Raw genomic sequence first — 22,080 nt, forward strand, 5'->3', positions numbered from 1 at the left:
CCGCTTACGCCGCCTTCAAGCCCACATCCGGCAGGCGCGGCCGGTTCTTGAGCGCCTTGTCCATCATGGCCTCGACTTCTGTCTTCTCTTGCGGCAGCAGCGCCAGGCGCGGCGGGCGCGTCAGCGCGGTGCCGCGGCCCATGATGTGCTCGCACAGTTTGATACACTGGACGAGGTCCGGGCGTGCATCCAGATGCAACAGCGGCATGAACCATTCGTAGAGCGGCATCGCCTCGGCGTAGCGCCCTGCCTTGGCGAGACGGAACAGGGTCTCGCCCTCGCGCGGGAAGGCGTTCGACATGCCGGAGACCCAGCCAACGGCGCCCATGGCGACGCTCTCGACGATGACGTCGTCAAGGCCCGCGAACAGCACGAAGCGGTCGCCGACCATGTTGCGGGTGTCGATGAACCGTCGCGTGTCGCCGGACGAATCCTTGAAGCAGACGACGGTGTCGACATCGGCGAGCGAGGCCAGGATGTCCGGAGTGACGTCGTTCTTGTAGATTGGCGGGTTGTTGTAGAGCATCACCGGCAGGTCGGTGGCACTGGCAACGGCGCGGAAATGCGCAGCCGTCTCGTGCGGCTTGGACGAATAGACCAGCGCCGGCATCACCATCACACCGTCGATACCGGCGCGCGCGGCTTCCCTGGCGGTCTCGACTGCAAACGCCGTGGTGAATTCGGCGATGCCGCACAGCACGGGCACACGGCCGGCCGCAACCGACTTCGCGGCCTCCATGATCGCGACCTTCTCCTTGCGCTCCAGCGAGGTGTTCTCGCCGACCGAGCCGCAGACGATCAGACCGGAAACGCCGTCGCGGATCAGCCCATCCATGACCTTGGCTGTCGCATCGATATTGAGCGACAGGTCGTCGTTGAATTGCGTGGTGACGGCCGGGAAGACGCCTTCCCAGGAAATGCGGTTCATTGCTTGGCTCCGATTGGAATTGTATCGGCGGATGGTTCGATCCGCCGGGCATTGACGGTGAGGGCGAGAGTGGGATCAGAGCGTCGCGCCGACCTTGCGCAGCTCGGCGAGGACAGGGGCTTTTGGCAGCCAGATCTTGTCGAACTCGGCAATGACGGCCTCGGTGTCCTTGGCGTCGACCTGGCGGATCGGAATCGGCGCGTTCTTGAAATTCTCGATCAGCGCGGGCTCATTGCCGGCGAGCTCGTCGATCTGCACATCCAGCGTCGACCTGATCGTCTTCGTGATCAGCTCGCGGTCGGCCGCGGGGAGCGACTGCCAGACCCGGCCCGAGACGACCGCCGCCATCGGCATGAAGACGGCATTCATCTGGAGGATCACTTTCGACACCTTGTCGAAGCGCTGGTTCCAGGAGAATTCGAGATCGGCCTCGAGGCCGTCGACCTGGCCGTTGGCCATGGCGTCGAACACCTGCGGCGTCGGGATCGGAGTCGGTGCAGCGCCCAGCGAGGAATAGAAATCGCGATAGACCGGCGTCGGATTGATGCGCAGCTTCATGCCGCGAATGTCGGCCAGCGTATTCAGATCCTTGGAGGAGAACACGGCGCGCATGCCGGTGATGCCCCAGCCGAGCCCGATCGTTCCGGTCTCCTGCGGCAGCACTTCGAACAGCTTCACCGCAGCCGGATGCCGCACGAATTTCGCGACCGCAGGCGTCGAGCGGACGATGTAGGGCGCATTGATCGCGGCGATGTGCGGCACGCGCGAGCCGAGCTCGGCGGCCTGGATGAAGCCCATGTCGAGTGCGCCGGATTGCAATTGCTGCATCATCGCGGGCTCGTTGCCGAGCTGCCCGGAGTGGAACACGCTGACGCTCAAGCGGCCGCTCGTGACCGCCTTGAGATCTTCGCCGAATTTGAGGGCGGCCTTGTTCCAGGAATGGCCGTTGGGCGTGATCAGGCCGAGCCGGAATTCCTTGGGTTGGGCGAGCGCCAGCGACGGCGCGAACACCGATGCGGCGGCACTGGCGGCCAGAAAGCGGCGACGTGAAAGCGGCATGGTCGGGCTCCTTTCGGATGGGCCTATTTGACGAGGATCAGCGAGAGTGACGGGTAGAGCGAGAGCAGCACGAGGAGGACGCAGGAGATGACGAAGAAGGGCAGCGTCACCATGAACATCTTGCCCGGCTTGGCACCGGTGACAGCGGCCGCAACGAAGAAGCAAAGTCCGACCGGCGGCGACAGCAGGCCGAGCACGAGATTGATCACCACCACGACGCCGAAATGCCGGGGGTCGATGTGATAGACGTCGGTCGCGACCGGAAGCAGGATCGGCACCGTCATGATCAGGCCGGGAATGCCGTCGATCACCGTGCCGATCACCAGCAGGATGACGTTGCAGATCAGCATGAAGCTGACCGGGTCCTTGGCGGCCGTCTGGATCCAGGCGGCAGTCTCCTGCGGCACTTTGCCGAAGATCAGGACCCAGGAGAACACCGCCGCGGCTGCCACCAGGAACAGCACGATTGCCGAGTAGATGCCGCTGCGCAGCATCATCTGCGGCAGCTGGGAAACTTCGAACTCCTTGGTCCAGAATTTTCCGACCAGTGCTGCTGCGACGGCCCCGACGGCGGCGGATTCGGTCGCGTTGGCGAGGCCGCCGAGAATGGTGCCGACGATGACGATGGGGATCAGCAGCGTCGGAGACGTCCGCAGGATCGTCATGATGCGCTGACGCGGCGTCTGATAGTCCGCACGGGGATAGTTGTAGACATAGCCCATCAGCGCGATGACGAGGCAGAACATCACGGTGAGGATGACGCCAGGCACGATGCCGGCGATCAGCATGTCGCTGACCGAGACCTGCGCGAGCACGCTGTAGACCACGAACATCACCGATGGCGGGATGATCGGGCCGAGCATGCCGCCATAGGCGGTCAGTCCCGCGGCGAAGGTCTTGTCGTAGCCCTTCTTCTCCATCTCCGGCACCATGATCTGGGCCATGATCGCGACCTGCGCAGTCGCAGAGCCCAGGATCGACGAGATGAACATGTTGGCGAGGATATTGACGTAGGCGAGCCCGCCCTTGAACGAGCCGACGAACGCCATCGCCATGTCGACGATGCGCCTTGTGATGCCGCCGCCATTCATGATCTCGCCGATAAGGATGAAGAGCGGAATGGCGATCAGGCCGTAGCTGTCGACGCCGCCGAAAAGCTGGAGCGGGTAAGACTGGAACAGCACGGGATTGCCGGATGCGGCGATGTAGACGAGGCCGGCGAGGCACAGGCAGAGGCCGATCGGCACGCCGACCAGCATGAAAGCCATGAAGGCGGCTGATGTGATCATCAGTTGACCCCGTCCAGCTCGGAGAGCTGAAAGCCTTTTGGCGAGGTGCGCGGGACCAACTCGAGATCTTCCAGCAGATTGGCGAGGCCGTGAATGGTCATCGACACCGCGAAGATCGGCAGCGTCAGGTATAGCATCCAGGTCGGCCAGTTCAGCGTCTGGGTGTGCTCGGTGTAGAGGAAGTTGAAGGTCTCGGCGGCGAGCTTGCGCCCGTCGAAGCCAGCGCGGGCGAGACCAATCGGGTCCATCCAAAGCACGCAGGTGACGATCAGTGCGGCGCCGAACACGACCACGAGGCCGGTCGAGATCACTTTGGCGAGCTTCTGGCGCGGCGCCGAAAGACGCTCCGTCAGCATAGTCACCGCGAAATCGAGCCGCAGCCGGGTCATTGCGGAGGCGCCGATGAAGGTCAGCCAGACCACGCAATAGACGGCGGATTCGTCGATCCAGTAGATCGGGAAATGCGAGTACCGGGTGACGACGTTCACCAGGATCAATCCGGTGAGCAGGTACATGAGGCCCATCAGCGCGAGGCGCTCGACCGCGAGCAGGGCGCTGGACGCGCGGACGATCATGCGTCGAACGCTGAATGCGCGTGTGGGCAGCATCGTCTGTTCGATCATGGAGGCCCAACCTCGAGATTTGTCGTGCTATCGCCAAATGTATAATTTATACATTTAGGCTGTCAAACGGAGATTGCGGCCACTTCGGCGGCAGGACGCGGTTTTGCTGGGCACTGGCTTTTGCTGGACTCTAGCTTTCGCTGAAGCCTTCAACATGCAAGAGAGGGACCGCTTCGGCCGGATGAATCGCGAAGGAAAGGCAGAAGGTCAGATGAAACAGCCTCTGAAGCATCGCACGCTGTCGGCCGCGATCGTCGACCAGCTCAGGCAGGCGATCCTCGACGGCACCTATCCGGCGGGATCGCAGCTGCGCCAAGATGCGCTTGGCGAGGCCTATGGCGTCAGCCGCATCCCGGTGCGGGAGGCGCTGTTTCAGCTGGAGGCGGAAGGGCTGGTGCGCATCGTGCCGCAGAAGGGCGCCATCGTCTCCGAGCTGTCGCTGGACGAGATCAACGACGTGTTCGATTTGCGCCGCATCCTGGAGCCGAGATTGCTGGCGCAGTCGGCGCCACGTTTCACCGTTGATGATTTCGACGGGCTCGACGACATCCACAAGAGTTTTGAGAAGGCGATCAAGGCGCGCAACGTCAGCGAATGGGGGCAGCTCAATGCCGACTTCCACATGGCGCTCTACGTTCATGCGCCGCAGCCGCGCACAAGAGCGATCGTGCTGTCACTGCTCCAGACCAGCGACCGCTACACCCGCTTGCAGCTCTCCAACACCAAGGCGATGGGGATCGCCGAGAAGGAGCACGCGTATCTGATCACGCTCTGCCGCGCACGGAAGGTCGATGAGGCCTGCCGTTTCCTGGAGCGGCACATCGAAGCCGTGCGTAAGGATCTGTTGCAGGTGGTGGCCGGCAGCGCGATCGCGCCGAAGTCACGGCGGAAGGAGAAATCGTAAAGCGAGGAAAAGCGCGCAGCGCCGTGCCCACCATCTGTCCATGATCGCGACAGAAGTGGTGGGCACGCTTCCGCCTTCGCTCCTCGAGCTACGGCAGTTCGGCTAGCTCTACCTGCTCCCGTCCGGCCCCATCACGAGATCCGGCAGCCAGGTCGAGATCTCCGGCACGAGGCACAGCAGCAGGACTGCGAGCATCATCAGCAGCACGAAGGGGAGCGTGCCCCAGATCACCTCGCGCAAGGGAATGTCGGGCGCGACATTGCGGATGACGAAGATGTTGAGGCCAACCGGCGGGTGGATCAGGCCCATCTCCATCACGATGGTCATGACCACGCCGAACCAGATGATGTCGAAATTGGCGGCGCGGAGCGGCGGCAGGATGATCGGCGCCGTCATCAGGATAATCGAGACCGGCGGCAGGAAGAAGCCGAGCACCACGACCATGACGAGGATCGCGAACAGCAGCTCCCAGCGCGGCAGGTGCATCGCGACGATCGATTCGGCGACCGATTGCGAGATGTGCAGATAGCTCATCACGTAGGAATAGAGCAACGACATGCCGATGATCATCATTAGCATGGTCGATTCCCGGATCGTCGACCGCATAATCGGAGCGAGATCGCTCGGTCGCCACACGCTGTAGATCGCTGCGATCAGCGCCAGCGCCAAGAGGCCGCCGAGGCCGGCGGTTTCCGACGGCGTGGCGTAGCCGCCATAGAGCGCGATCATGACGCCGGTGAGCAGCAGCACGAAGGGGATCACCCGCGGCAGCACGCTGAAGCGTTCGGCGAGCGTATACTCGTCGCGCTGCAGGATCGCAGCTTCCGCGCCGCCGTTCTTGTAAATCGCTTCGGCGGCGGCATATTCCTGGCGGAAGCGGATCACGGCATAGGCGCCGAACAGCGAGACCAGCAAGAGGCCGGGCCCGATGCCGGCGAGGAACAGCCGCCCGAGCGACTTTTCGGCGGCGACGGCGAACAGGATCATGGTGATCGAGGGCGGCAGCAGAATGCCGAGCGTGCCGCCGGCAGCGATGATGCCGGCAGCAAAGCCGCCGGAATAGCCGCGCTTGCGCATCTCGGGGATGCCGGCCGAGCCGATCGCCGAGCAGGTCGCGGGCGAGGAGCCCGCCATCGCTGCAAACAGCGCACAGGCGAAGACGTTGGCAACGCCGAGGCCGCCCGGCACCCGATGCAGCCAGGCATGCAGCGCCGAATAGAGATCCTGGCCGGCGCGCGACTTGCCGATCGCGGCACCCTTGAGAATGAAGAGCGGGATCGACAAGAGTGTGATCGAGGCCATTTCCTCGTAGACGTTCTGCGTCACCGTATCGAGCGAAGCGGCGGGCATGTAGATGCCCATGAACACGACTGCGACTGCGCCAAGCGCGAACGCAATCGGCATGCCCGAAAACATCACGAGCAGCGTCGCGATTCCATAGGCGAGGCCGATACCAAAGACGCTCATGGCCGCCGGGCTCCGGTGAAGGGCAGCGCAAGCTGCACGAGGATCTGGATGCAGAGCAGGCTCATGCCGAGTGCCATCAGCGAATAGGGAATGGCGAGGGGCGGCGACCACATCGAGTTGGAGACCTGGCCGTCGACATAGGCTTCATGGGCCAGGGTCCAGGACTTCCAGGCGAAGAAGGCGCAGAACAGGAACGTTGCGGCGTCGACCAGCCAGAGCCGGACCTTGTTCGCGAACGGCGAGAGCAGGCCGACGAAGGCCTCGATGCCGATGTGGCCGCGGTTCTGCTGCACATAGGCCGCCGTCATGAAGGTGGCGCCGACCAGCAGGAACACGGCGGCCTCGTCCTGCCAGTAATTGGCGGCCTTGAACAGCGCGCGGCTGAGCACGCTGTAGCTCAGGATCATACAGGCCGCGACCAGCGCGATCGCGGCGAACACGACGATGATGCTGTTGAGGACGGCGAGGCCGCGATCGATCGCCGCCGCAAGGCCTGTTCTTGCGGCAGCGTTCGGCAGGTCATCACGATCCGGAAGCGGACCGTGGCTCATGCTGCGACGTCGGTGGCGAGCTTGAGCAGGTTCGCAGCGGTCGCGGTCTTGGCGCTGTAGTCCTTCCAGGCGGTGTCGCGGGCGATGTCGCGCCACTTGCCGACGGTCGCGGCGTCGAGCGCCGAGACCTTGGCGCCGGCTTTCTCGTAGACCTTGGCGACCTCGACGTCGTCGTCCTGCGCGCCCTTGCGGCCGAAGGCTTCGAGCTCGGTGCCGACCGCGAGCAGGATGTCCTGATGGTTCTTCGGCAGCTTGTCGAAGATCGCCTTCGACATCATCAGCGGCTCGAGCATGAACCAATAGGAGGTGCCGGCCCCTGATGTCAGCGACTTCGCGACCTCTTCGAGACGGAACGAGATCAGGCTGGTGGACGAGGTGATGCCGGCATCGCAGGCGCCGGTCTGCATCGCCGCATAGATTTCGTTCGATGGCACCGACAGCACCGAGGCACCGGCGGTCTGGAGCACCATGTCCATCTCGCGCGAGCCGCCGCGCACCTTCAGGCCCTTGGCGTCTTCAGGCGCGACGATCGGCTTGGAGCGGCTGGCGACGCCGCCGGCCTGCCAGACCCAGGTGAGCAGAATGATGCCCTTATCGGCGAGGAAGTCGGTCAGCGCCTTTCCGACCGGTTCTTTCTTCCAGCGCAAGCCCTGGTCGTAGGTGGTCACGAGGCCGGGCATCAGGCCGATATTGGTCTCCGGCAGCTCGCCGCCCGCATAAGGCATCGGATAGAGGCTGATGTCGAGCGCGCCCTTGCGCATCGCGGAGAACTGCGCGTTGGTCTTGATCAGCGAGGAGTTCGGATAGATTTCAGCGGCGATGTCGCCATTGCTGCGCTTGGCGACTTCGGCGGCGAACATGCGGCAGAGCCGGTCGCGGAAATCGCCTTTGTCGATGGTGCCACCTGGGAATTGGTGCGAGATCTTCAGCGTGGTGGCGGCCTGCGCCGTCCCGGTGCCGAAGCGAAGAATGGCGGGTGCGGCGACGGCGGTCGCGAGCAGATGACGGCGCGTGAGCATGGTGTGATCCCCTTGGGCGGTTCTTTGCACGGTTCTTGTTTGGCGTGAATTTGGGTCCGGGTTTTCGAGCCCGGCGCGTAGGCCCATCCTAGCCGGTCTTACACCCGATGATCTCTCATCTGATAGTTCGAGACCGAATGCCGCGGCAAGTGCCGGACGTGCTGCGCTGCACACTTCGATCTGCGTGGGACTACGCCAGACGAAGGACGGCAGCGGGCGCGCGGAAATTATCGGCCGGCGCGTAACAACACCACGTGGCAATCCGTCGACAGGACAGCGGCATCCGTCGCTGACAAACACCATCTCGAAGGGAAGACTGCTCATGACCATTCGCACCCGCATCGTGCTCGGCGTTTCGGCTGCCGCCCTGTCGCTTGGCCTCGCGCTGATGCCTGCCGCCTTTGCTCAGGACAAGATGGGCAAGGACGAGGGCATGATGAAGAAGGACACCATGTCCAAGGACGGCATGAAGAAGAATACCATGTCCAAGGACGAGGGCATGAAGAAGGATCACATGTCGAAGGACGGCATGAAGAAAGACGACGGGATGATGAAGAAGAATTGATCATCCGGGTCGTCGCGAAGCGCCTCGCCGAGGCGAAGGCGCGCGCTTCGGATGCCCTCCGCAATCGGCCATCGGGGCGGCGCATTCGCGCGCTCCGGTGGACCATCTCGAAGTGAAGTGAACTGAGGCGTGCCTCAGTTCAATTTGATTTGAACGCTACTTCCGCTTGGCCTTGCGGGCCGCGTAGCGGGCGTCGCGCTTTGCCTTCTGCTCGGCCTCGAGCGCAGCCATCCTTTCGGCCGCCTCCTGAGCCTCGCGTGCAATCCGCGCGGCCTCGGCTGCCTTCGCCTCTTCCTCGCGGCGCTTCTGCTCAGCCTTCTCCGCGTCGCGCGCGGCCTTTGCCTCGGCGCGCTTCGCTGCGAGAGCCTCGCGCTCGGCGCGCTTCGCCGCAACCGCGGGATCATCGGGCCCGGGTTGGGATTTGAATTTGTTCAAAAGATTTTTGCGTGCGTCCTGCGCCGCCTTCTGACGGTCTGCGAAACCGGGTTCCCTGAATCCACTCATCGACCAGCCTTGTCTTCCTCGCTTTCGATCCTAAATCACTGCCTGTTGGTACGTCGGCTGGGCATAGCAGGCGCCACGCGACGCACATGCGTGTACATCGACGCACGTCGCAACGCCACCCAAATCGCAGCCGATCAGGTCAACGAAAAATCGCCCCCCGACGATCTCTCGTAGCCCGGAAAAACTGCCGAATTGTGATGTCCCTCATAAGGGAGCACGCGGAGCGGCGCCTAGCGTCCGCCCCAACGAGACGGAGCACGGGCATGACGATCTTCCGACTGAGCCTGAAGGCGCTCGGAGCTGCCTTCGTGGTGGCGGCGCTGGCCGGCGCCGCGTTGCTGCTAGCCCGTCCGCAGCCGATCGAGAGCGCCGTGTTGGGCGCCGATTGGGAGTGCACCCGGACCGCATTCGTGCTCACCACCTGTGCACCGCGGACGACCCCGGCGGTCGAGACCTCGCGCAAGGATGCAATCCGGCCGACCCGGGGCTGAACTGGATCGGACGATCGGATGTGACGCCACGTCGCAGAGGTGCTAAAGGCGCCTTGCCCGACCGAGTCTGGTAGCCATGTCCAAGCCCGAATCGGGCCCGAAGCCCAAATCCTCTCAAAAGTCCCCATCCGGCGACAACCGGCGCGGCGCGGTCGCCGGCTTGATTATTGCGATCGTGATCCTGGGCGTCGGCTGGTGGCTCGCGCGGGATCTCACGGCCGCCAGCAAGATGCAGGACTGCCTGATGTCAGGGCGGAGCAACTGCAACGTGATCGAGCCGGCGCGCTAGGAGCGGTCCGGCGCGCACCGCTGCAGCTCTTTCGGGCCAAAAATTGCTCTGATCTTAATCATTTTTAACGGGACTTGGCCGATCAAGCAGGTCAGTTATGTCAGCCCGGCGTCAGCTCGGCGTGAGATGAAGCGTTTATCGCGCCAGGAACCACGGCAATTGAGCACGGCAATCGAGAGAGTAGGGGGTCAAACACGCATGAGTGCGTCCAGCCGCATGAAGATCATCATTCCCTTGGTTTCGGCCATGTCGTTGCTCGCGCTGTCGGCGCAGGCGCAGGAGGCCAGACCGCCGAAGGAGGCCGGCCAACAGCCGGCAGGGTCGCGACCCGGCGCGCCGCCCCAGGACAATCAGTCCATGCGCAAGGGGCCTCCGCCGCAGCAGGCGGCCCGGCCCGCGCTGCAGCCTTCTGGTCAGCCTCATGCCGGTCCCGGCTCGCACAATGCCGGCGGCCCGCCCGCGCGCAATTATGCCCGCGGGCCCGCACCGGCGCGCGATTGGGGCGGTCACGCCTATCGCGGCAACCGCGCCTGGGAGGGCGGACGCTGGCGCCACGAGGTCCGCAACGGCCGATCGGGCTGGTGGTGGGATGTCGGCGGCGTCTGGTATTATTATCCGCAGCGCATGGCCGGACCGCCGGCCTACATCTCCGAGGAGTATATCGACGACGTGCCGGTGGCTTATGCGCCGCCGCCGGCGGCGTACGCGCCGCCACCGCCTCCGCCGCCAGCTGATCCCGGTGCAAGCGCGCTGGGCGGCGCCATCGTCGGTGGGGTGCTGGGCGGCCTGCTCTCCGGCAATGCAACCGGAGCTGCCGCAGGCGCGGTTCTCGGCGGGGCGACCGGCGCGATCGCCGGCGCTACGGCCGCCTCGCAACCCGGCTACTATCTGGCTCAGGGCGTTTGCTACTACCGCTATCCCAACGGTCAGTATGTGCAGGCCGATCCCCGCGCATGCTACTGAGTTTTCCCAGCCGGATTTGAAGCGCAGAAGCGGGCTCAGGCCCGCCTCTTTCGTCTGGCGCCCCGCGATAGGCATCACATCCAGCACTGCGCTCGCTGACACTCACGCAAGTCTCGAAAGAAAACGTCGGGATGATTCGCGGGGTGTAGCTCATGCTGGATTCCATCCAGATCAGCATGGCGTGGTGGGACATGATCGTTTGCGGGGGGATCAAGCTCTCGCAGGTACTGCATTAGCTGTTCTAGCGCACCATCGGCGGCGGCTCCCCAGCGGGCAGACCAAATCGCCTTTGCGCTTCAAGATACCAGCCAGTTGAAAAACGCCATCGCGGCCCAGACCAGGCCGCCGATCCATGCCAGCATTACGATGGTGATGGTGCCGAGATAGGCGATCCCGAGCAGGGCGGACCCTTGTCGTTGGGTCGGGACGACCACCTCGGCTGCTGCTTTGTGTGTCATGACCGGACCATCCTGTCCTCTGCGCTCCTGCAAGCGCTCGCGCCTAGAGAGCGCCAAGTAGTGTTTATCGGAGATGCCGTCCGCAGCCTGTGAGGCAATTCACAGACCAGTCTGAATGACACACCAGTCTGAATGAATCTCGGCCCTGGCGTCACGATGCCTGCATACATCGAAGCGATCGCTCCGGAGTCTCCCGTGACAATTCCGCCGGACGCCGGCGCTGCCCCGCAATGATACGGACGAAATTGCCATGCGCTTGTCCAGATCGGCCGGTTATACGGTCGGCATCATGTGCAGCAAGTACGATCCACAGCACGAGGCCGAGGCCGCGATGAAGCGGGCCGCTGCGTCCGAAGGCGCTGATCGGCAGCGCCTGATCCAGCTGGCCCTGGCTTGGCATCAGCTCGCCCGCGACCGGCGTGAGGAGCGGACGGATTAGCCGCATTCCCGCCGACAGCCCTTTCGTGGCAAGAAAAACCCCGTGCTCGGGGGGACAAGCACGGGGTTCTTCAAAGCCGACCGGGGCTGGTAGGTCGGCACCACCTGTTTCGTCGCATGCAACGTGCCGGTGGTGAACTCGTTCCATGACGCGCAGAAATTTATCGCGCCTTTGCCCAGGGCGACCGGCTTGCGCGGTCCACCTCGGCTCAGATCTCGGAACATTCGATCCGCAGCAGCGTTGGCCGGCCATGACCGACCCCGAATTGCGTGCACAGTCCTTCGAGATCGCCTGGAGATATCTCGACCAATCCGGTCTGCTAACCGGTGAACCCAAGGATTCAGCCCGCTTCATCCTGAACAGGATCGACCGCATGATGCTGCGCGGCGAGCGGCGCAGACTGCTACTGTCAAACGCCGCGATTGATGCCTACCGGCTGCGGCCTCTGCTCGTGACGCTGGATGCATGATCGATACGCCGCCGGGTGCGTCTGGTCGCCTCCACGCGCCCAGGCCCGAACGGCGAAGGCCAGTTGATGGTGACCAACCGCGACATCCGTCAGAGAAGCTTGCACAACTTCGAGGCGCTTCGCAATTCCGCCCGGGCTCACGTCTACGGCAGCGTCGATCGCCAAAAATGCCATGGCGCTGGCGGCAACCCCGGACGTGATGGCGATTCTTGTCCAATCGGATGGCGGCATCACAATAACCTTCGACAGCTCTTTTGCATGCCGGATAGGTAGGGCTCTGCTGTCCGCTGGACAGGCCTGCGCACGCTTTCTTGAAGTGCGATAGATTTGCAAAGTTTGCTGCGTAGCGATGTTGCGCTTGACACGAATCGGCGAACCCCGAAACGGGTCCGTGAACAAAGAAAAAGCCCCCAAAGGGGCTTGCTGTGTTATGCCGCTTCCGTTTTCGGCACGGCGTCGGCGTTCACCGACAGCTTGACGACATCGCCTTCGACGGCGCCGACATATTTCGTGTCGATGTAGTGATGGTGGTCCTTGTGACCTTCGGGACTGTCCTTCCGGGTCAGCTTGATGCGGTTGCCCTCGACGCGGTCGACGGTGCCGACATGGGCGCCGTCCTTGCCGATGATTTTCATGTGCTCTCTGATATCAGCCATATGGTCCTCCTTGCACAGTCTTTAACTGCGAAGAGCGGCCTTCGTTGCAGGCCGCGCGGGCAGATACTGGACCCAACGCAGGGCGCAGACGTTGAATTGCGGATGGCACATGTCCAAGATCCGCATGGAGACGCTTGAGGCCTATCTGGAACGAAAGCATCAGGAACTCAGGCTATTGAATGATTGTCTGAGAAACCGGCTCGATTTGGCACGTCCGCGATCCGTCGACGAGGTCGTCAGGTCCAAATTCCAGATCACTGCGGCGCTGAGAGCGGAGCATGAGCTGCATGAGTGGAAGGCGACGGAGACGGCCTGGTCGCACACGGCCGATCCCGCCAGCGGGCCGTTCCAGTTCAGTTATGACTACCAGCGGGCCGATCTCAGGGTACGCGGTCCTTCGTTCTATGAGCTCGCGTGCGGCTGCACGATCGAGACGATCTATACCGCGTCAGGCATGGCCGCGATCTCCGCTGTGCTCCTCGCTTCCGCACAGATCATCGACAAGGCCGACATCCTGGTGCTCCCGAGCACCTACGGCGAAACGCTGGAGCTGATCCGAAGCTTTGTCCCGCACCTGCAACTCGTCGGCTTGAAGCCCGCGCTGGGCGATGGGTTTGCCCGGGGGAATTCTCCGCAAATCCTGTTGCTCGATTCCTGCTCCTTTGCCGGCGCTTTCGAGGCGGCGCTCCGCAGTGACGGCTCGGGGCTCGATCTCCTCGTCTTCGACACGACCTGTTTCGCCGGCAGATCCGGGCGGATCAGACGCGTCCTGCGATGGGCCCGGCGATACGGAATTCCGCTGGTGCTGGTGCGAAGCCACAACAAGCTCGATTCGCTCGGAGCGGAATATGGCCGGCTCGGCTCGGCGGTTTTCGTCTATGACAAGGAGCACGAGCGGCGGGCAGGGCGCCTTGACTGCAAAGGGCTCGCCGCCGCAACGCGTAACGCGGTGCGGCTGCTCGGCGGCGCGGCGTTGCCGGCACACTTCCCGCCCTTTGCGGGCAGTGCAACCTACTGGGCTCTGACGAAAAGGCGCGTTGCGGCGATCTTGCGCAACGGACGAAGCACGGCCCGATATTTTGCCGCAAGGCTCCCGGCGCTCTCGGCCGAGCTCCATTTCACCCACGGCCTCTACGTTACGCTTCGGAGCAGGCATCCGCTGGACGAGGCGAGCGCGCGACAGGCCGCCGAAGACATGAGCAACGAACTCCGCGCCGAGGGTTTTCCCATCCGTCACGCCGGCAGCTTCGGTTTCGACTTCGCCGCGACCGAGTGGTTTCACGATGCCACTAGGGAACAGTATAGCGTCCGGGTGGCTATTCCCGATCTTCCGACGGAGCTCTGGAATGATCTGGCCGCGGCGATTGCGTCGTGGTGGCGGGCGCATCAGGCCGAGGTTGGAAGATGAACGCCGCTGCGGCGCCGCGGGGGCCGAGCGAGACTAGCCCCCTTTTAGCGTCGGTTGGCGATCCCGGCAGGACTCGAACCTGCAACCCGCGGAGTAGAAATCCGCTACTCTATCCAGTTGAGCTACGGGACCGTCTTCAGCCGCCCCGGTTTTGAGGGCCGGCTGTTCACCTCCATGCCAATAGGAAAATTCTTGCCTTTCGCCAAGTCTGAACCGAACCGTTTTCCTCAGAGCGGCGACAAAGCGGAACGGTGGCGTGTCAGGGTGCCGGGTCGAGCGGCAGCGCGACGGACGATGGATCACATCTCCGGGAACGCTGAATAGCTTCCGGGACACGGGCGCCCCCCGACTGGTCTCTGGTATTGATGCGCCGTCAGGACACGTGCGCGGAGGTATCTTGATCGGTCTCCTCTGAGCTTGCGTTGTCATGGCGAAGCGACGATTTGCACCCTTGGTTCCATCGCCTTGAGTCCGTCACCTTTCCGCGCACTTCATTTTGCCGCCGCGGCGCTCGTCCGCGATTTCCGGGAGTCCCTCATGATCGGTCTGATCCGCGCCGTCACACTCTGCGCCACGCTGGCGCTCGGCCTTGGCGCAGCGCAAGGAGCCGACAAGGCGTTCAAGCGCGACGATCTTGCCGATTCCGCGATCAAGCTGGAAGCCCAGATCAAGAGCGAGGCGGGACCGGTCGCCAAGTCCATTGCGACGCTGCGCACCGACGCCGACGCCGCATTCCGGCGCAACGACTATCGCACCGGCCTTTCGGTGCTCGGGCAGATTGCGGCGATCACGCCGGAGGATACCGGCAACTGGCTGCGGCTCGCCAAGGTCATCTTCCAGATCTCGCCGAAGAGCTCGAGCGAGCAGACGTTCCTCTGGGAGCGTGCGTCGACCGCCGCCTACATCGCCTATATGCGTGCCGGGAATTCGGGCGAGGAGGCCGACGCGCTCGCCGCGCTCGGCAAGTCGCTGGCCGAACGCAAGCTGTGGCGGCCGGCGCTGGATGCGATGCGGCTGTCGCTGGACATGCGCGAGGTCGCCGACGTCCGCGGCCCGTATGAAAAGCTGCGCGATGAGCATGGTTTTCGGCTGCTCGACTATACCGTGGACTCGGATTCGGCGAGCCCGCGCGCCTGCTTCCAGTTCTCTGAGGAGGTGGCCAAGCGGACCGACTTTGCGCCGTTCCTGGCGTTGGCCGGCACCGACAGGCCGGCGCTGTCGGCCGAGGGTAAGCAGCTCTGCGTCGACGGGCTGAAGCATGGCGAGCGCTACAACATCAACCTGCGCGCCGGGCTGCCGTCGGCCGTGAAGGAGGGTCTGCCGAAATCGGCCGAATTCAATGTTTATGTGCGCGACCGGAAACCCTTCGTGCGCTTCACCAGCCGCGCCTATGTACTGCCGAGGACCGGCCAGCGCGGCATTCCCGTGGTCAGCGTCAATACGCCCGCCGTCAGCATCAACGTGTTCAGGATCGGCGACCGCAACCTGATCAACACGGTTGTGGACAGCGACTTCCAGAAGACGTTGTCGAAATATCAGCTCACCGATCTCGGCGACGAGCGCGGTGTCAAGGTCTGGTCCGGCCAGCTCGCGACCGCGACGACGCTGAACCAGGACGTCACCACCGCATTCCCAGTCGATCAGGCGCTCGGCGAGCTTCAGCCTGGCGTGTACGTCATGACCGCCGCGGCCAAGGGGCCAGGCTCCGACGATGATTACCAGCTCGCGACGCAATGGTTCATCGTCTCCGATCTCGGCGTGTCGGCCTATTCCGGCAACGACGGCATCCACGTCTTCGTCAACTCGCTGGCTTCGACCGATCCGGTCGGCAAGGCCGAGGTGCGGCTGGTTGCCCGCAACAACGAGATCTTGGCTAGCCGCAAGACTGACGACAGCGGCCACGTGCTGTTCGAGGCGGGGCTCGCGCGCGGTGAGGGCGGGCTGTCGCCGGCGCTGCTGACCGTAACTGGCGATAACGCCGATTATGCCTTCCTCAGCCTCAAGACGAGCGCCTTCGACCTGTCCGACCGCGGCGTTTCGGGCCGCGCGGTCCCGGCCGGCGCCGACGCCTTCGTCTATGCCGAGCGCGGCGTCTACCGTTCCAGCGAAACCGTCTATCTCACTGCGCTCTTGCGCGACGGGCAGGGCAATGCCGTGACCGGCGGGCCGCTCACGCTAGTGATCGAGCGTCCCGACGGCGTCGAATTCCGCCGCGCCGTGCTGTCCGACCAGGGCGCGGGCGGCCGCACGCTCGCCGTGCCGCTCAACTCGGCCGTCCCGACCGGGACCTGGCGAGCGCGCGCTTTCACCGATCCGAAGGGCGCCTCGGTCGGCGAAACCACCTTCATGGTCGAGGATTACGTCCCCGATCGGATCGAATTCGACTTGTCCGCCAAGGACAAGCTGATCAAAGCTAATGCTCCAGTGGAGCTGAAGGCGGACGGTCATTTCCTCTATGGCGCGCCGGCCTCGGGCCTTCAGCTCGAAGGCGACATGCTGGTCGCGCCTGCGAGCGAGCGTCCGGGCTTTGCCGGCTACCAGTTCGGCGTCAACGACGAGGAGACCACCTCGAACGAGCGCACGCCGCTGGAGAACCTGCCTGAAGCCGACGCCAATGGCGTTGCGACCTTCCCGGTGACGCTGGACAAGCAGCCGGCCTCGACCCGCCCGCAGGAGGCGCAGATCTTCGTCCGCATGGTCGAGACCGGCGGTCGCGCCGTCGAGCGCAAGCTGGTGCTGCCGATCGCGCCAGCGACCGCCATGATCGGCATCAAGCCGCTGTTCGGCGACAAGAACGTCGCCGAGGGCGACAAGGCCGAGTTCGACGTCGTGTTAGTCTCGCCCGAGGGCAAGACGCTCCCCCGCGATGGCCTCCGCTACGAGCTCCTGAAGATAGAGTCGCGCTATCAGTGGTATCGCCAGAATAATTACTGGGAGTACGAGCCGGTCAAGTCGACCTCGCGCGTCGCCGATGGCGATGTCGTGATCGCCGCCGATAAGCCGTCGCGGATTTCGCTGAACCCCCAGCCCGGCCGCTATCGGCTCGATGTGAAGTCGAACGACGCTGACGGCCCGGTGACCTCCGTGCAGTTCGACGTCGGCTGGTACTCCGATGGCAGCGCCGACACACCGGACCTGTTGGAGACCTCGATCGACAAGCCGCAATACGCCTCCGGCGACACCATGACAGTGTCGGTCAATGTGCGCAGCGCCGGCAAGCTGACCATCAACGTGCTCGGCGACCGCCTGCTGACGACGCAGACCATCGACGTCAAGGAAGGCACCGCGCAAGTCAAGCTTCCGATCGGCAAGGACTGGGGCACCGGCGCCTACGTCGTGGCGACGCTGCGCCGTCCGCTCGATGCGGCCGCCCAGCGCATGCCGGGCCGGGCGATCGGCCTGAAATGGTTCGGCATCGACAAGCAGACTCGCACGTTGCAAGTGAAGCTGACGCCGCCGGCGCTGATCCGGCCGAACTCGACGCTGAAAATCCCGGTCAAGCTCGACGGGCTCAATCCGGGCGAGGACGCCAAGGTCGTCATCGCCGCAGTCGACGTCGGCATCCTCAACCTCACCAATTACAAGCCGCCGGCGCCGGATGATTACTATCTCGGCCAGCGTCGCCTCAGCGCCGAGATCCGCGATCTCTACGGGCAACTCATCGATGGGATGTCGGGCACCCGCGGCCAGATCAAGTCCGGCGGCGACGCCGGTGCGGGCGAGCTCCAGGGCTCGCCGCCCACGCAAAAACCGCTGGCCCTGTATTCAGGCATCGTCACGCTCGGCGCTGACGGCACCGCAGAAGTGAGCTTCGTCATTCCGGAGTTCGCCGGCATCGCGCGCGTGATGGCGGTGGCGTGGACCGCCACGAAACTTGGTCGCGCCAGCACCGATGTCGTGATCCGCGATCCCGTGGTGCTGACGACGACCCTGCCGCGGTTCCTGCTCAATGGTGATCGCGGCACGGTCAATCTGGAGATCGACAATGTCGAGGGCCAGGCCGGCGACTATGTCGTCAACGTGAAGGCGGGCGGCCCGGTGAAGATGACTGGCAATCCCGCCACCACGGTCAAGCTTGCCGCCAAGCAGCGCAACGCGTTCTCGCTGGCGATCGATGCAACGGCCGCGGGGCAGGCGACGCTCGACGTCGACATCAAGGGACCGAACGGCCTTATGCTCGCGCGTCACTATGCGCTCGACGTCAAGGCGGTGACGCAGGTGTTGGCGCGGCGCTCGATCCGTACCCTGGCGAAGGGCGAGAGCCTGACGCTGACCGCGGATATGTTCTCCGATCTCGTGCCGGGCACCGGCAGCGTCTCGGTGTCGGCCAGCCTGTCGACCGCGCTCGATGCGGCGACGATCCTGAAAGCGCTCGACCGCTATCCCTATGGCTGCTCGGAGCAGATCACGAGCCGCGCGATGCCATTGCTCTATGTCAATGACCTCGCCGCCGGGGCGCACCTCGCCATGGATACCGAGGTCGACCAGCGCATCCGCGACGCGATCGAGCGGCTGTTGGCGCGCCAGGGTTCGAACGGCTCGTTCGGCCTGTGGTCGGCCGGGGGCGACGATGCCTGGCTGGATGCCTATGTCACGGACTTCCTGACCCGCGCCCGCGAAAAGGGCTTTGCAGTGCCGGACGCGCTGTTCAAGAACGCGCTCGACCGCATCCGCAACTCCGTCGTCAATGCCGACGAGCCAGAGAAAGACGGCGGCCGGGAGCTCGCCTATGGCCTCTATGTGCTTGCCCGTAATGGCGCAGCTCCGATCGGAGACCTCCGCTATCTCGCCGACACCAAGCTCGCCAACCTTGCGACGCCGATTGCGAAGTCGCAGCTCGCGGCGGCGCTCGCGCTGGTCGGCGATCGTAACCGCGCGGAACGCGTCTATGGCGCCGCACTCGATAGCCTCGCGCCGAAGCCCGCACTCGAGTTCGGCCGCACCGACTACGGTTCGCAGCTCCGTGATGCTGCGGCGCTGGTCTCACTCGCCAGTGAAGGAAACGCGCCGAAGGCGACGCTGACGCAGGCGGTGTCGCGGGTCGAGACCGCGCGCGGGCTTACGCCCTACACCTCCACGCAGGAGAATGCCTGGCTGGTATTGGCGGCGCGCGCGCTCGCCAAGGAGAACCTGTCGATGGAAGTCGACGGCCAGCCGGTGAAGACTGCGCTCTATCGCAGCTACAAGGCGGCGACGCTGGAGGGCAAGCCGCTGAAGATCACCAACACTGGCGATGTGCCGGTGCAGGCGGTGGTCTCGGTGTCGGGCTCGCCCGTGACGCCGGAGCCGGCGGCGTCGAACGGCTTCAAGATCGAGCGCAACTACTTCACTCTCGACGGCAAGCCGGCCGACATCAGCAAGGTCAAGCAGAACCAGCGCTTTGCGGTGGTGCTGAAGATCACCGAGGCCAAGCCCGAGGACGGCCACATCATGGTGTCGGACTATCTGCCGGCGGGCCTCGAGATCGACAATCCGAAGCTGGTCTCGTCCGGCGATAGCGGTACGCTGGACTGGATCGAGGACGGCGAGGAGCCTGAGGATACCGAGTTCCGCGACGACCGCTTCACCGCGGCTATCGACCGCGCCTCGGACTCAAAGTCGGTCTTCACAGTCGCCTATGTCGTGCGCGCAGTCTCGCCGGGCAAATACGTGCTGCCGCAGGCCTATGTCGAGGACATGTATAATCCCTCGCGCTACGGCCGTACCGGGACGGGCACCGTCGAGGTGCGGGCTGCGAAGTGAGCAACGAGGATGAGTGACGCTCTGAACGCGCCAAATTCTCCGCCGTCATGCCCGGGCGCGTCCCGGGCATCTACGGCTTTTGGGGCCGCGGGCAAGAACGTGGATGGCCAGTACAAGCGCGGCGATGACGTAGCCAGCGGCAAGGGCCATCGCGTCCTCTCAGCCGTCGCCCTCACACTCATCCTCGCCATCGTCGGGTTCGTCGCCTGGGTCTACTCCCTCGGTCCGCTGCCACTCGACGAGGCGCGGCAGGTCTCGACCACCATCGTCGACCGCAACGGCAAGCTGCTGCGCGCCTATGCCATGGCCGATGGGCGGTGGCGGCTGCCCGTCGATGCCAGGACGAACGTTGATCCGACCTATCTTAAACTGCTGCTGGCCTATGAGGACCAGCGCTTCTATGCGCATGACGGCATCGACCCGCTGGCGCTGGGCCGGGCCGCATTGCAGCTTGCAACGCGCGGCCACATCGTGTCGGGCGGCTCGACCATTACCATGCAGCTTGCGCGGCTGATGGAGCCGCGGCGACAGCGCTCGCTCTATGCCAAGCTGCGGCAGATGGTTCGCGCGATCGAGATCGAGCGGAGCTTGAGCAAGGACGAGATCCTCGACCTTTATCTCGCGCTCGCGCCTTACGGTGGCAATCTCGAAGGCATCCGCGCCGCGTCGATCGCATATCTCGGCAAAGAGCCGAAGCGTCTGTCGCTGGCCGAGGCCGCGCTGCTGGTCGCACTCCCGCAATCGCCGGAGACGCGCCGGCTTGATCGGCATCCAGAGACAGCCCGCATTGCGCGTGATCGTGTGCTCGACCGCATGGTCTCGGAGCATCAGGTCAGCGCGGAGGATGCAAAGCAGTCCAAGGCCGTTGCCATTCCGAAGCTGCGCAAGCCGATGCCGATCCTGGCGCCGCATGCATCCGACACCGCGCTTTCCACGGCGAAGGACACGCCGGTCATCAGGCTGACGCTGGACGCGAACTTGCAGAAGGTGCTGGAGCCGCTGGCACGTGATCGCGCCATTGCGCTCGGGCCCAACATCTCGGTCGGCATCATCGTGGTCGACAATGAGAGCGGCGACGTGCTCGCCCGTGTCGGCTCGGCCGATTATTTCGACGAGAGTCGGGCAGGGCAAGTCGACATGACTCGCGCTATCCGCTCGCCGGGCTCGACGCTCAAACCTTTCATCTACGGGCTCGCCTTCGAGGATGGCTTCGTGCATCCGGAGAGCCTGATCGACGACCGGCCGGTTCGCTTCGGCTCCTACGCGCCGGAAAATTTCGACATGATGTTCCAGGGCACGGTGCCGGTGAAGAAGGCGCTGCAATTGTCGTTGAACGTGCCCGCCATCGTGCTGCTCGATCGCGTTGGCTCCAGCCGGCTGGCCTCGCGGCTGCGGCAGGCTGGTGGCAATCTCGTGCTGCCCAAGGACGAGGCGCCGGGGCTTGTCATGGGTCTCGGCGGTGTCGGAATCACGCTCCAGGACCTCGTCCAGCTCTATACGGGCTTCGCCCGGCTCGGCACCACCAAGCCGCTGCGCGAGGTCATGACTGACAGGGATGATCGCGAGCCGTTGCGGCTGCTCGATCAGGTCGCGGCCTGGCAGGTCGGCAACGTGCTTCTGGGCACACCGCCGCCCGAGAACGCCGCCCACAACCGGATCGCCTTCAAGACCGGCACCTCCTACGGCTATCGCGATGCTTGGTCGGTCGGGTTCGACGGCCGCATGACCGTCGGCGTCTGGGTCGGCCGGCCCGACGGCGCCCCGGTTCCCGGCCTGATCGGGCGCGTCGCTGCCGCGCCGATCCTGTTCGACGCGTTCGCCCGAACCGGCAAGACGCTCGCTCCGTTGCCGAAGCCGCCCAAGGGAACCCTGGTCGCCAGCAATACCAAGTTGCCGCTGCCGCTGAAGCGGTTCCGTCCCGTTGGGGAATTGGTGCGCACCGGCGGCGAGCAGGCGCTGCACATTCAGTTTCCGCTGAACGGCTCGCGGATCGACGTCGATCGATCGAGTGGTCGGGAGGGCGCGGCGATGCCGGTCAAGGTCGCCGGCGGCGTTCTGCCCATGATCGTCATGGTTAACGGAACCGCGCTTGGCGAGATCGACGGCCGTCGCCAGCGCCTGATCGATCCGCCCGGTCCGGGCTTTGCGCGGCTCACCGTCATCGATGCGACGGGCGCCGCGGACACAGTTGTCATTCGAATTCAATGACCCTGCCTCAAGCGGTTGTGGCGATGGCGGTTTCAGCGTAAGCGGAAC

At 64.4% G+C, this 22,080-nt stretch carries 20 protein-coding genes and 1 tRNA gene; 10 read left to right on the forward strand and 11 right to left on the reverse strand.

What is annotated here, in order from left to right:
- Positions 1-4: 4 nt before the first annotated feature.
- The 4 genes from IVA92_RS34295 to IVA92_RS34310 form a co-directional block, all read right to left on the reverse strand.
- Positions 5-928, reverse strand: a complete 924-nt coding sequence (locus IVA92_RS34295) for a dihydrodipicolinate synthase family protein (protein WP_247281036.1) — start codon at positions 926-928, stop codon at positions 5-7.
- A gap of 75 nt (positions 929-1,003) precedes the next feature.
- Complete coding sequence (locus tag IVA92_RS34300; RefSeq protein ID WP_247281037.1) at positions 1,004-1,987, reverse strand: TRAP transporter substrate-binding protein; 984 nt, start codon at positions 1,985-1,987, stop codon at positions 1,004-1,006.
- Positions 1,988-2,010: 23 nt separating this feature from the next.
- On the reverse strand, positions 2,011-3,276 hold the full coding sequence (locus tag IVA92_RS34305) for a TRAP transporter large permease (RefSeq protein ID WP_247281038.1): 1,266 nt from the start codon (positions 3,274-3,276) through the stop codon (positions 2,011-2,013).
- Positions 3,276-3,884, reverse strand: a complete 609-nt coding sequence (locus tag IVA92_RS34310) for a TRAP transporter small permease (protein ID WP_247281126.1) — start codon at positions 3,882-3,884, stop codon at positions 3,276-3,278. The genes IVA92_RS34305 and IVA92_RS34310 overlap by 1 nt, the downstream gene beginning before the upstream one ends.
- Before the next feature lie 226 nt (positions 3,885-4,110).
- Between IVA92_RS34310 and IVA92_RS34315 the strand changes: the two genes are divergently transcribed.
- Positions 4,111-4,803, forward strand: a complete 693-nt coding sequence (locus IVA92_RS34315) for a GntR family transcriptional regulator (protein ID WP_247281039.1) — start codon at positions 4,111-4,113, stop codon at positions 4,801-4,803.
- A 108-nt stretch (positions 4,804-4,911) separates the two neighbouring features.
- On the opposite strand, the gene IVA92_RS34320 is transcribed toward IVA92_RS34315, so the two are convergent.
- Genes IVA92_RS34320 through dctP form a run of 3 tightly spaced genes read right to left on the reverse strand, consistent with a single transcriptional unit; the run spans position 4,912 to position 7,840 of the window.
- Positions 4,912-6,270, reverse strand: coding sequence for a TRAP transporter large permease (locus tag IVA92_RS34320; RefSeq protein ID WP_247281040.1), 1,359 nt, complete (start codon positions 6,268-6,270; stop codon positions 4,912-4,914).
- Positions 6,267-6,821 carry a TRAP transporter small permease gene (locus IVA92_RS34325; protein ID WP_247281041.1) on the reverse strand — a complete coding sequence of 185 codons (555 nt, stop codon included), beginning with the start codon at positions 6,819-6,821 and terminating at the stop codon, positions 6,267-6,269. Before IVA92_RS34325 ends, IVA92_RS34320 begins: the two co-directional genes overlap by 4 nt.
- Positions 6,818-7,840, reverse strand: a complete 1,023-nt coding sequence (gene dctP / locus IVA92_RS34330; RefSeq protein WP_247281042.1) for a TRAP transporter substrate-binding protein DctP — start codon at positions 7,838-7,840, stop codon at positions 6,818-6,820. Before dctP ends, IVA92_RS34325 begins: the two co-directional genes overlap by 4 nt.
- 322 nt (positions 7,841-8,162) lie before the next feature.
- Between dctP and IVA92_RS34335 the strand changes: the two genes are divergently transcribed.
- Positions 8,163-8,405, forward strand: coding sequence for a pentapeptide MXKDX repeat protein (locus tag IVA92_RS34335; RefSeq protein WP_247281043.1), 243 nt, complete (start codon positions 8,163-8,165; stop codon positions 8,403-8,405).
- Between the two features lie 156 nt (positions 8,406-8,561).
- Here IVA92_RS34335 and IVA92_RS34340 read toward each other — a convergent pair whose 3' ends face one another.
- On the reverse strand, positions 8,562-8,909 hold the full coding sequence (locus IVA92_RS34340; protein ID WP_247281044.1) for a DUF6481 family protein: 348 nt from the start codon (positions 8,907-8,909) through the stop codon (positions 8,562-8,564).
- 263 nt (positions 8,910-9,172) lie between these two features.
- Here IVA92_RS34340 and IVA92_RS34345 point away from each other — a divergent pair, with 263 nt between their 5' ends.
- From IVA92_RS34345 to IVA92_RS34355, 3 genes are all read left to right on the forward strand, one after another.
- On the forward strand, positions 9,173-9,400 hold the full coding sequence (locus IVA92_RS34345) for a hypothetical protein (RefSeq protein WP_247281045.1): 228 nt from the start codon (positions 9,173-9,175) through the stop codon (positions 9,398-9,400).
- 76 nt (positions 9,401-9,476) lie between these two features.
- Positions 9,477-9,689: a hypothetical protein gene (locus IVA92_RS34350; protein WP_247281046.1), complete on the forward strand. Its 213-nt coding sequence runs from the start codon at positions 9,477-9,479 to the stop codon at positions 9,687-9,689.
- 198 nt (positions 9,690-9,887) lie between these two features.
- Positions 9,888-10,652 carry a hypothetical protein gene (locus tag IVA92_RS34355; protein ID WP_247281047.1) on the forward strand — a complete coding sequence of 255 codons (765 nt, stop codon included), beginning with the start codon at positions 9,888-9,890 and terminating at the stop codon, positions 10,650-10,652.
- Positions 10,653-10,948: 296 nt separating this feature from the next.
- Here IVA92_RS34355 and IVA92_RS34360 read toward each other — a convergent pair whose 3' ends face one another.
- Positions 10,949-11,110: a hypothetical protein gene (locus IVA92_RS34360; protein WP_247281048.1), complete on the reverse strand. Its 162-nt coding sequence runs from the start codon at positions 11,108-11,110 to the stop codon at positions 10,949-10,951.
- Positions 11,111-11,360: 250 nt separating this feature from the next.
- Here IVA92_RS34360 and IVA92_RS34365 point away from each other — a divergent pair, with 250 nt between their 5' ends.
- Positions 11,361-11,549, forward strand: coding sequence for a hypothetical protein (locus IVA92_RS34365; protein ID WP_247281049.1), 189 nt, complete (start codon positions 11,361-11,363; stop codon positions 11,547-11,549).
- A 250-nt stretch (positions 11,550-11,799) separates the two neighbouring features.
- On the forward strand, positions 11,800-12,018 hold the full coding sequence (locus IVA92_RS34370; protein ID WP_247281050.1) for a hypothetical protein: 219 nt from the start codon (positions 11,800-11,802) through the stop codon (positions 12,016-12,018).
- A 428-nt stretch (positions 12,019-12,446) separates the two neighbouring features.
- On the opposite strand, the gene IVA92_RS34375 is transcribed toward IVA92_RS34370, so the two are convergent.
- A complete protein-coding gene (locus IVA92_RS34375; protein WP_027574503.1) occupies positions 12,447-12,674 on the reverse strand; it encodes a DUF2171 domain-containing protein in 228 nt (75 codons plus the stop codon).
- A gap of 124 nt (positions 12,675-12,798) precedes the next feature.
- On the opposite strand from IVA92_RS34375, the gene IVA92_RS34380 reads away from it, so the two are divergent.
- Complete coding sequence (locus IVA92_RS34380) at positions 12,799-14,082, forward strand: hypothetical protein (RefSeq protein ID WP_247281127.1); 1,284 nt, start codon at positions 12,799-12,801, stop codon at positions 14,080-14,082.
- Between the two features lie 55 nt (positions 14,083-14,137).
- Here the strand turns inward: IVA92_RS34380 and IVA92_RS34385 are convergent.
- Positions 14,138-14,214, reverse strand: a tRNA-Arg gene (locus IVA92_RS34385).
- Positions 14,215-14,619: 405 nt separating this feature from the next.
- Here IVA92_RS34385 and IVA92_RS34390 point away from each other — a divergent pair.
- Together IVA92_RS34390 and pbpC are read left to right on the forward strand one after the other, a co-directional pair.
- Positions 14,620-19,824: an alpha-2-macroglobulin gene (locus IVA92_RS34390; protein WP_247281051.1), complete on the forward strand. Its 5,205-nt coding sequence runs from the start codon at positions 14,620-14,622 to the stop codon at positions 19,822-19,824.
- 9 nt (positions 19,825-19,833) lie between these two features.
- The gene (gene pbpC, locus IVA92_RS34395) at positions 19,834-22,032 is read left to right on the forward strand and encodes a penicillin-binding protein 1C (RefSeq protein ID WP_247281052.1); all 2,199 of its coding nucleotides are present in this window, start codon (positions 19,834-19,836) and stop codon (positions 22,030-22,032) included.
- Positions 22,033-22,080: the final 48 nt, after the last annotated feature.

Source organism: Bradyrhizobium sp. 154, assembly GCF_023073875.1.
Classification (GTDB): Bacteria; Pseudomonadota; Alphaproteobacteria; order Rhizobiales; family Xanthobacteraceae; genus Bradyrhizobium.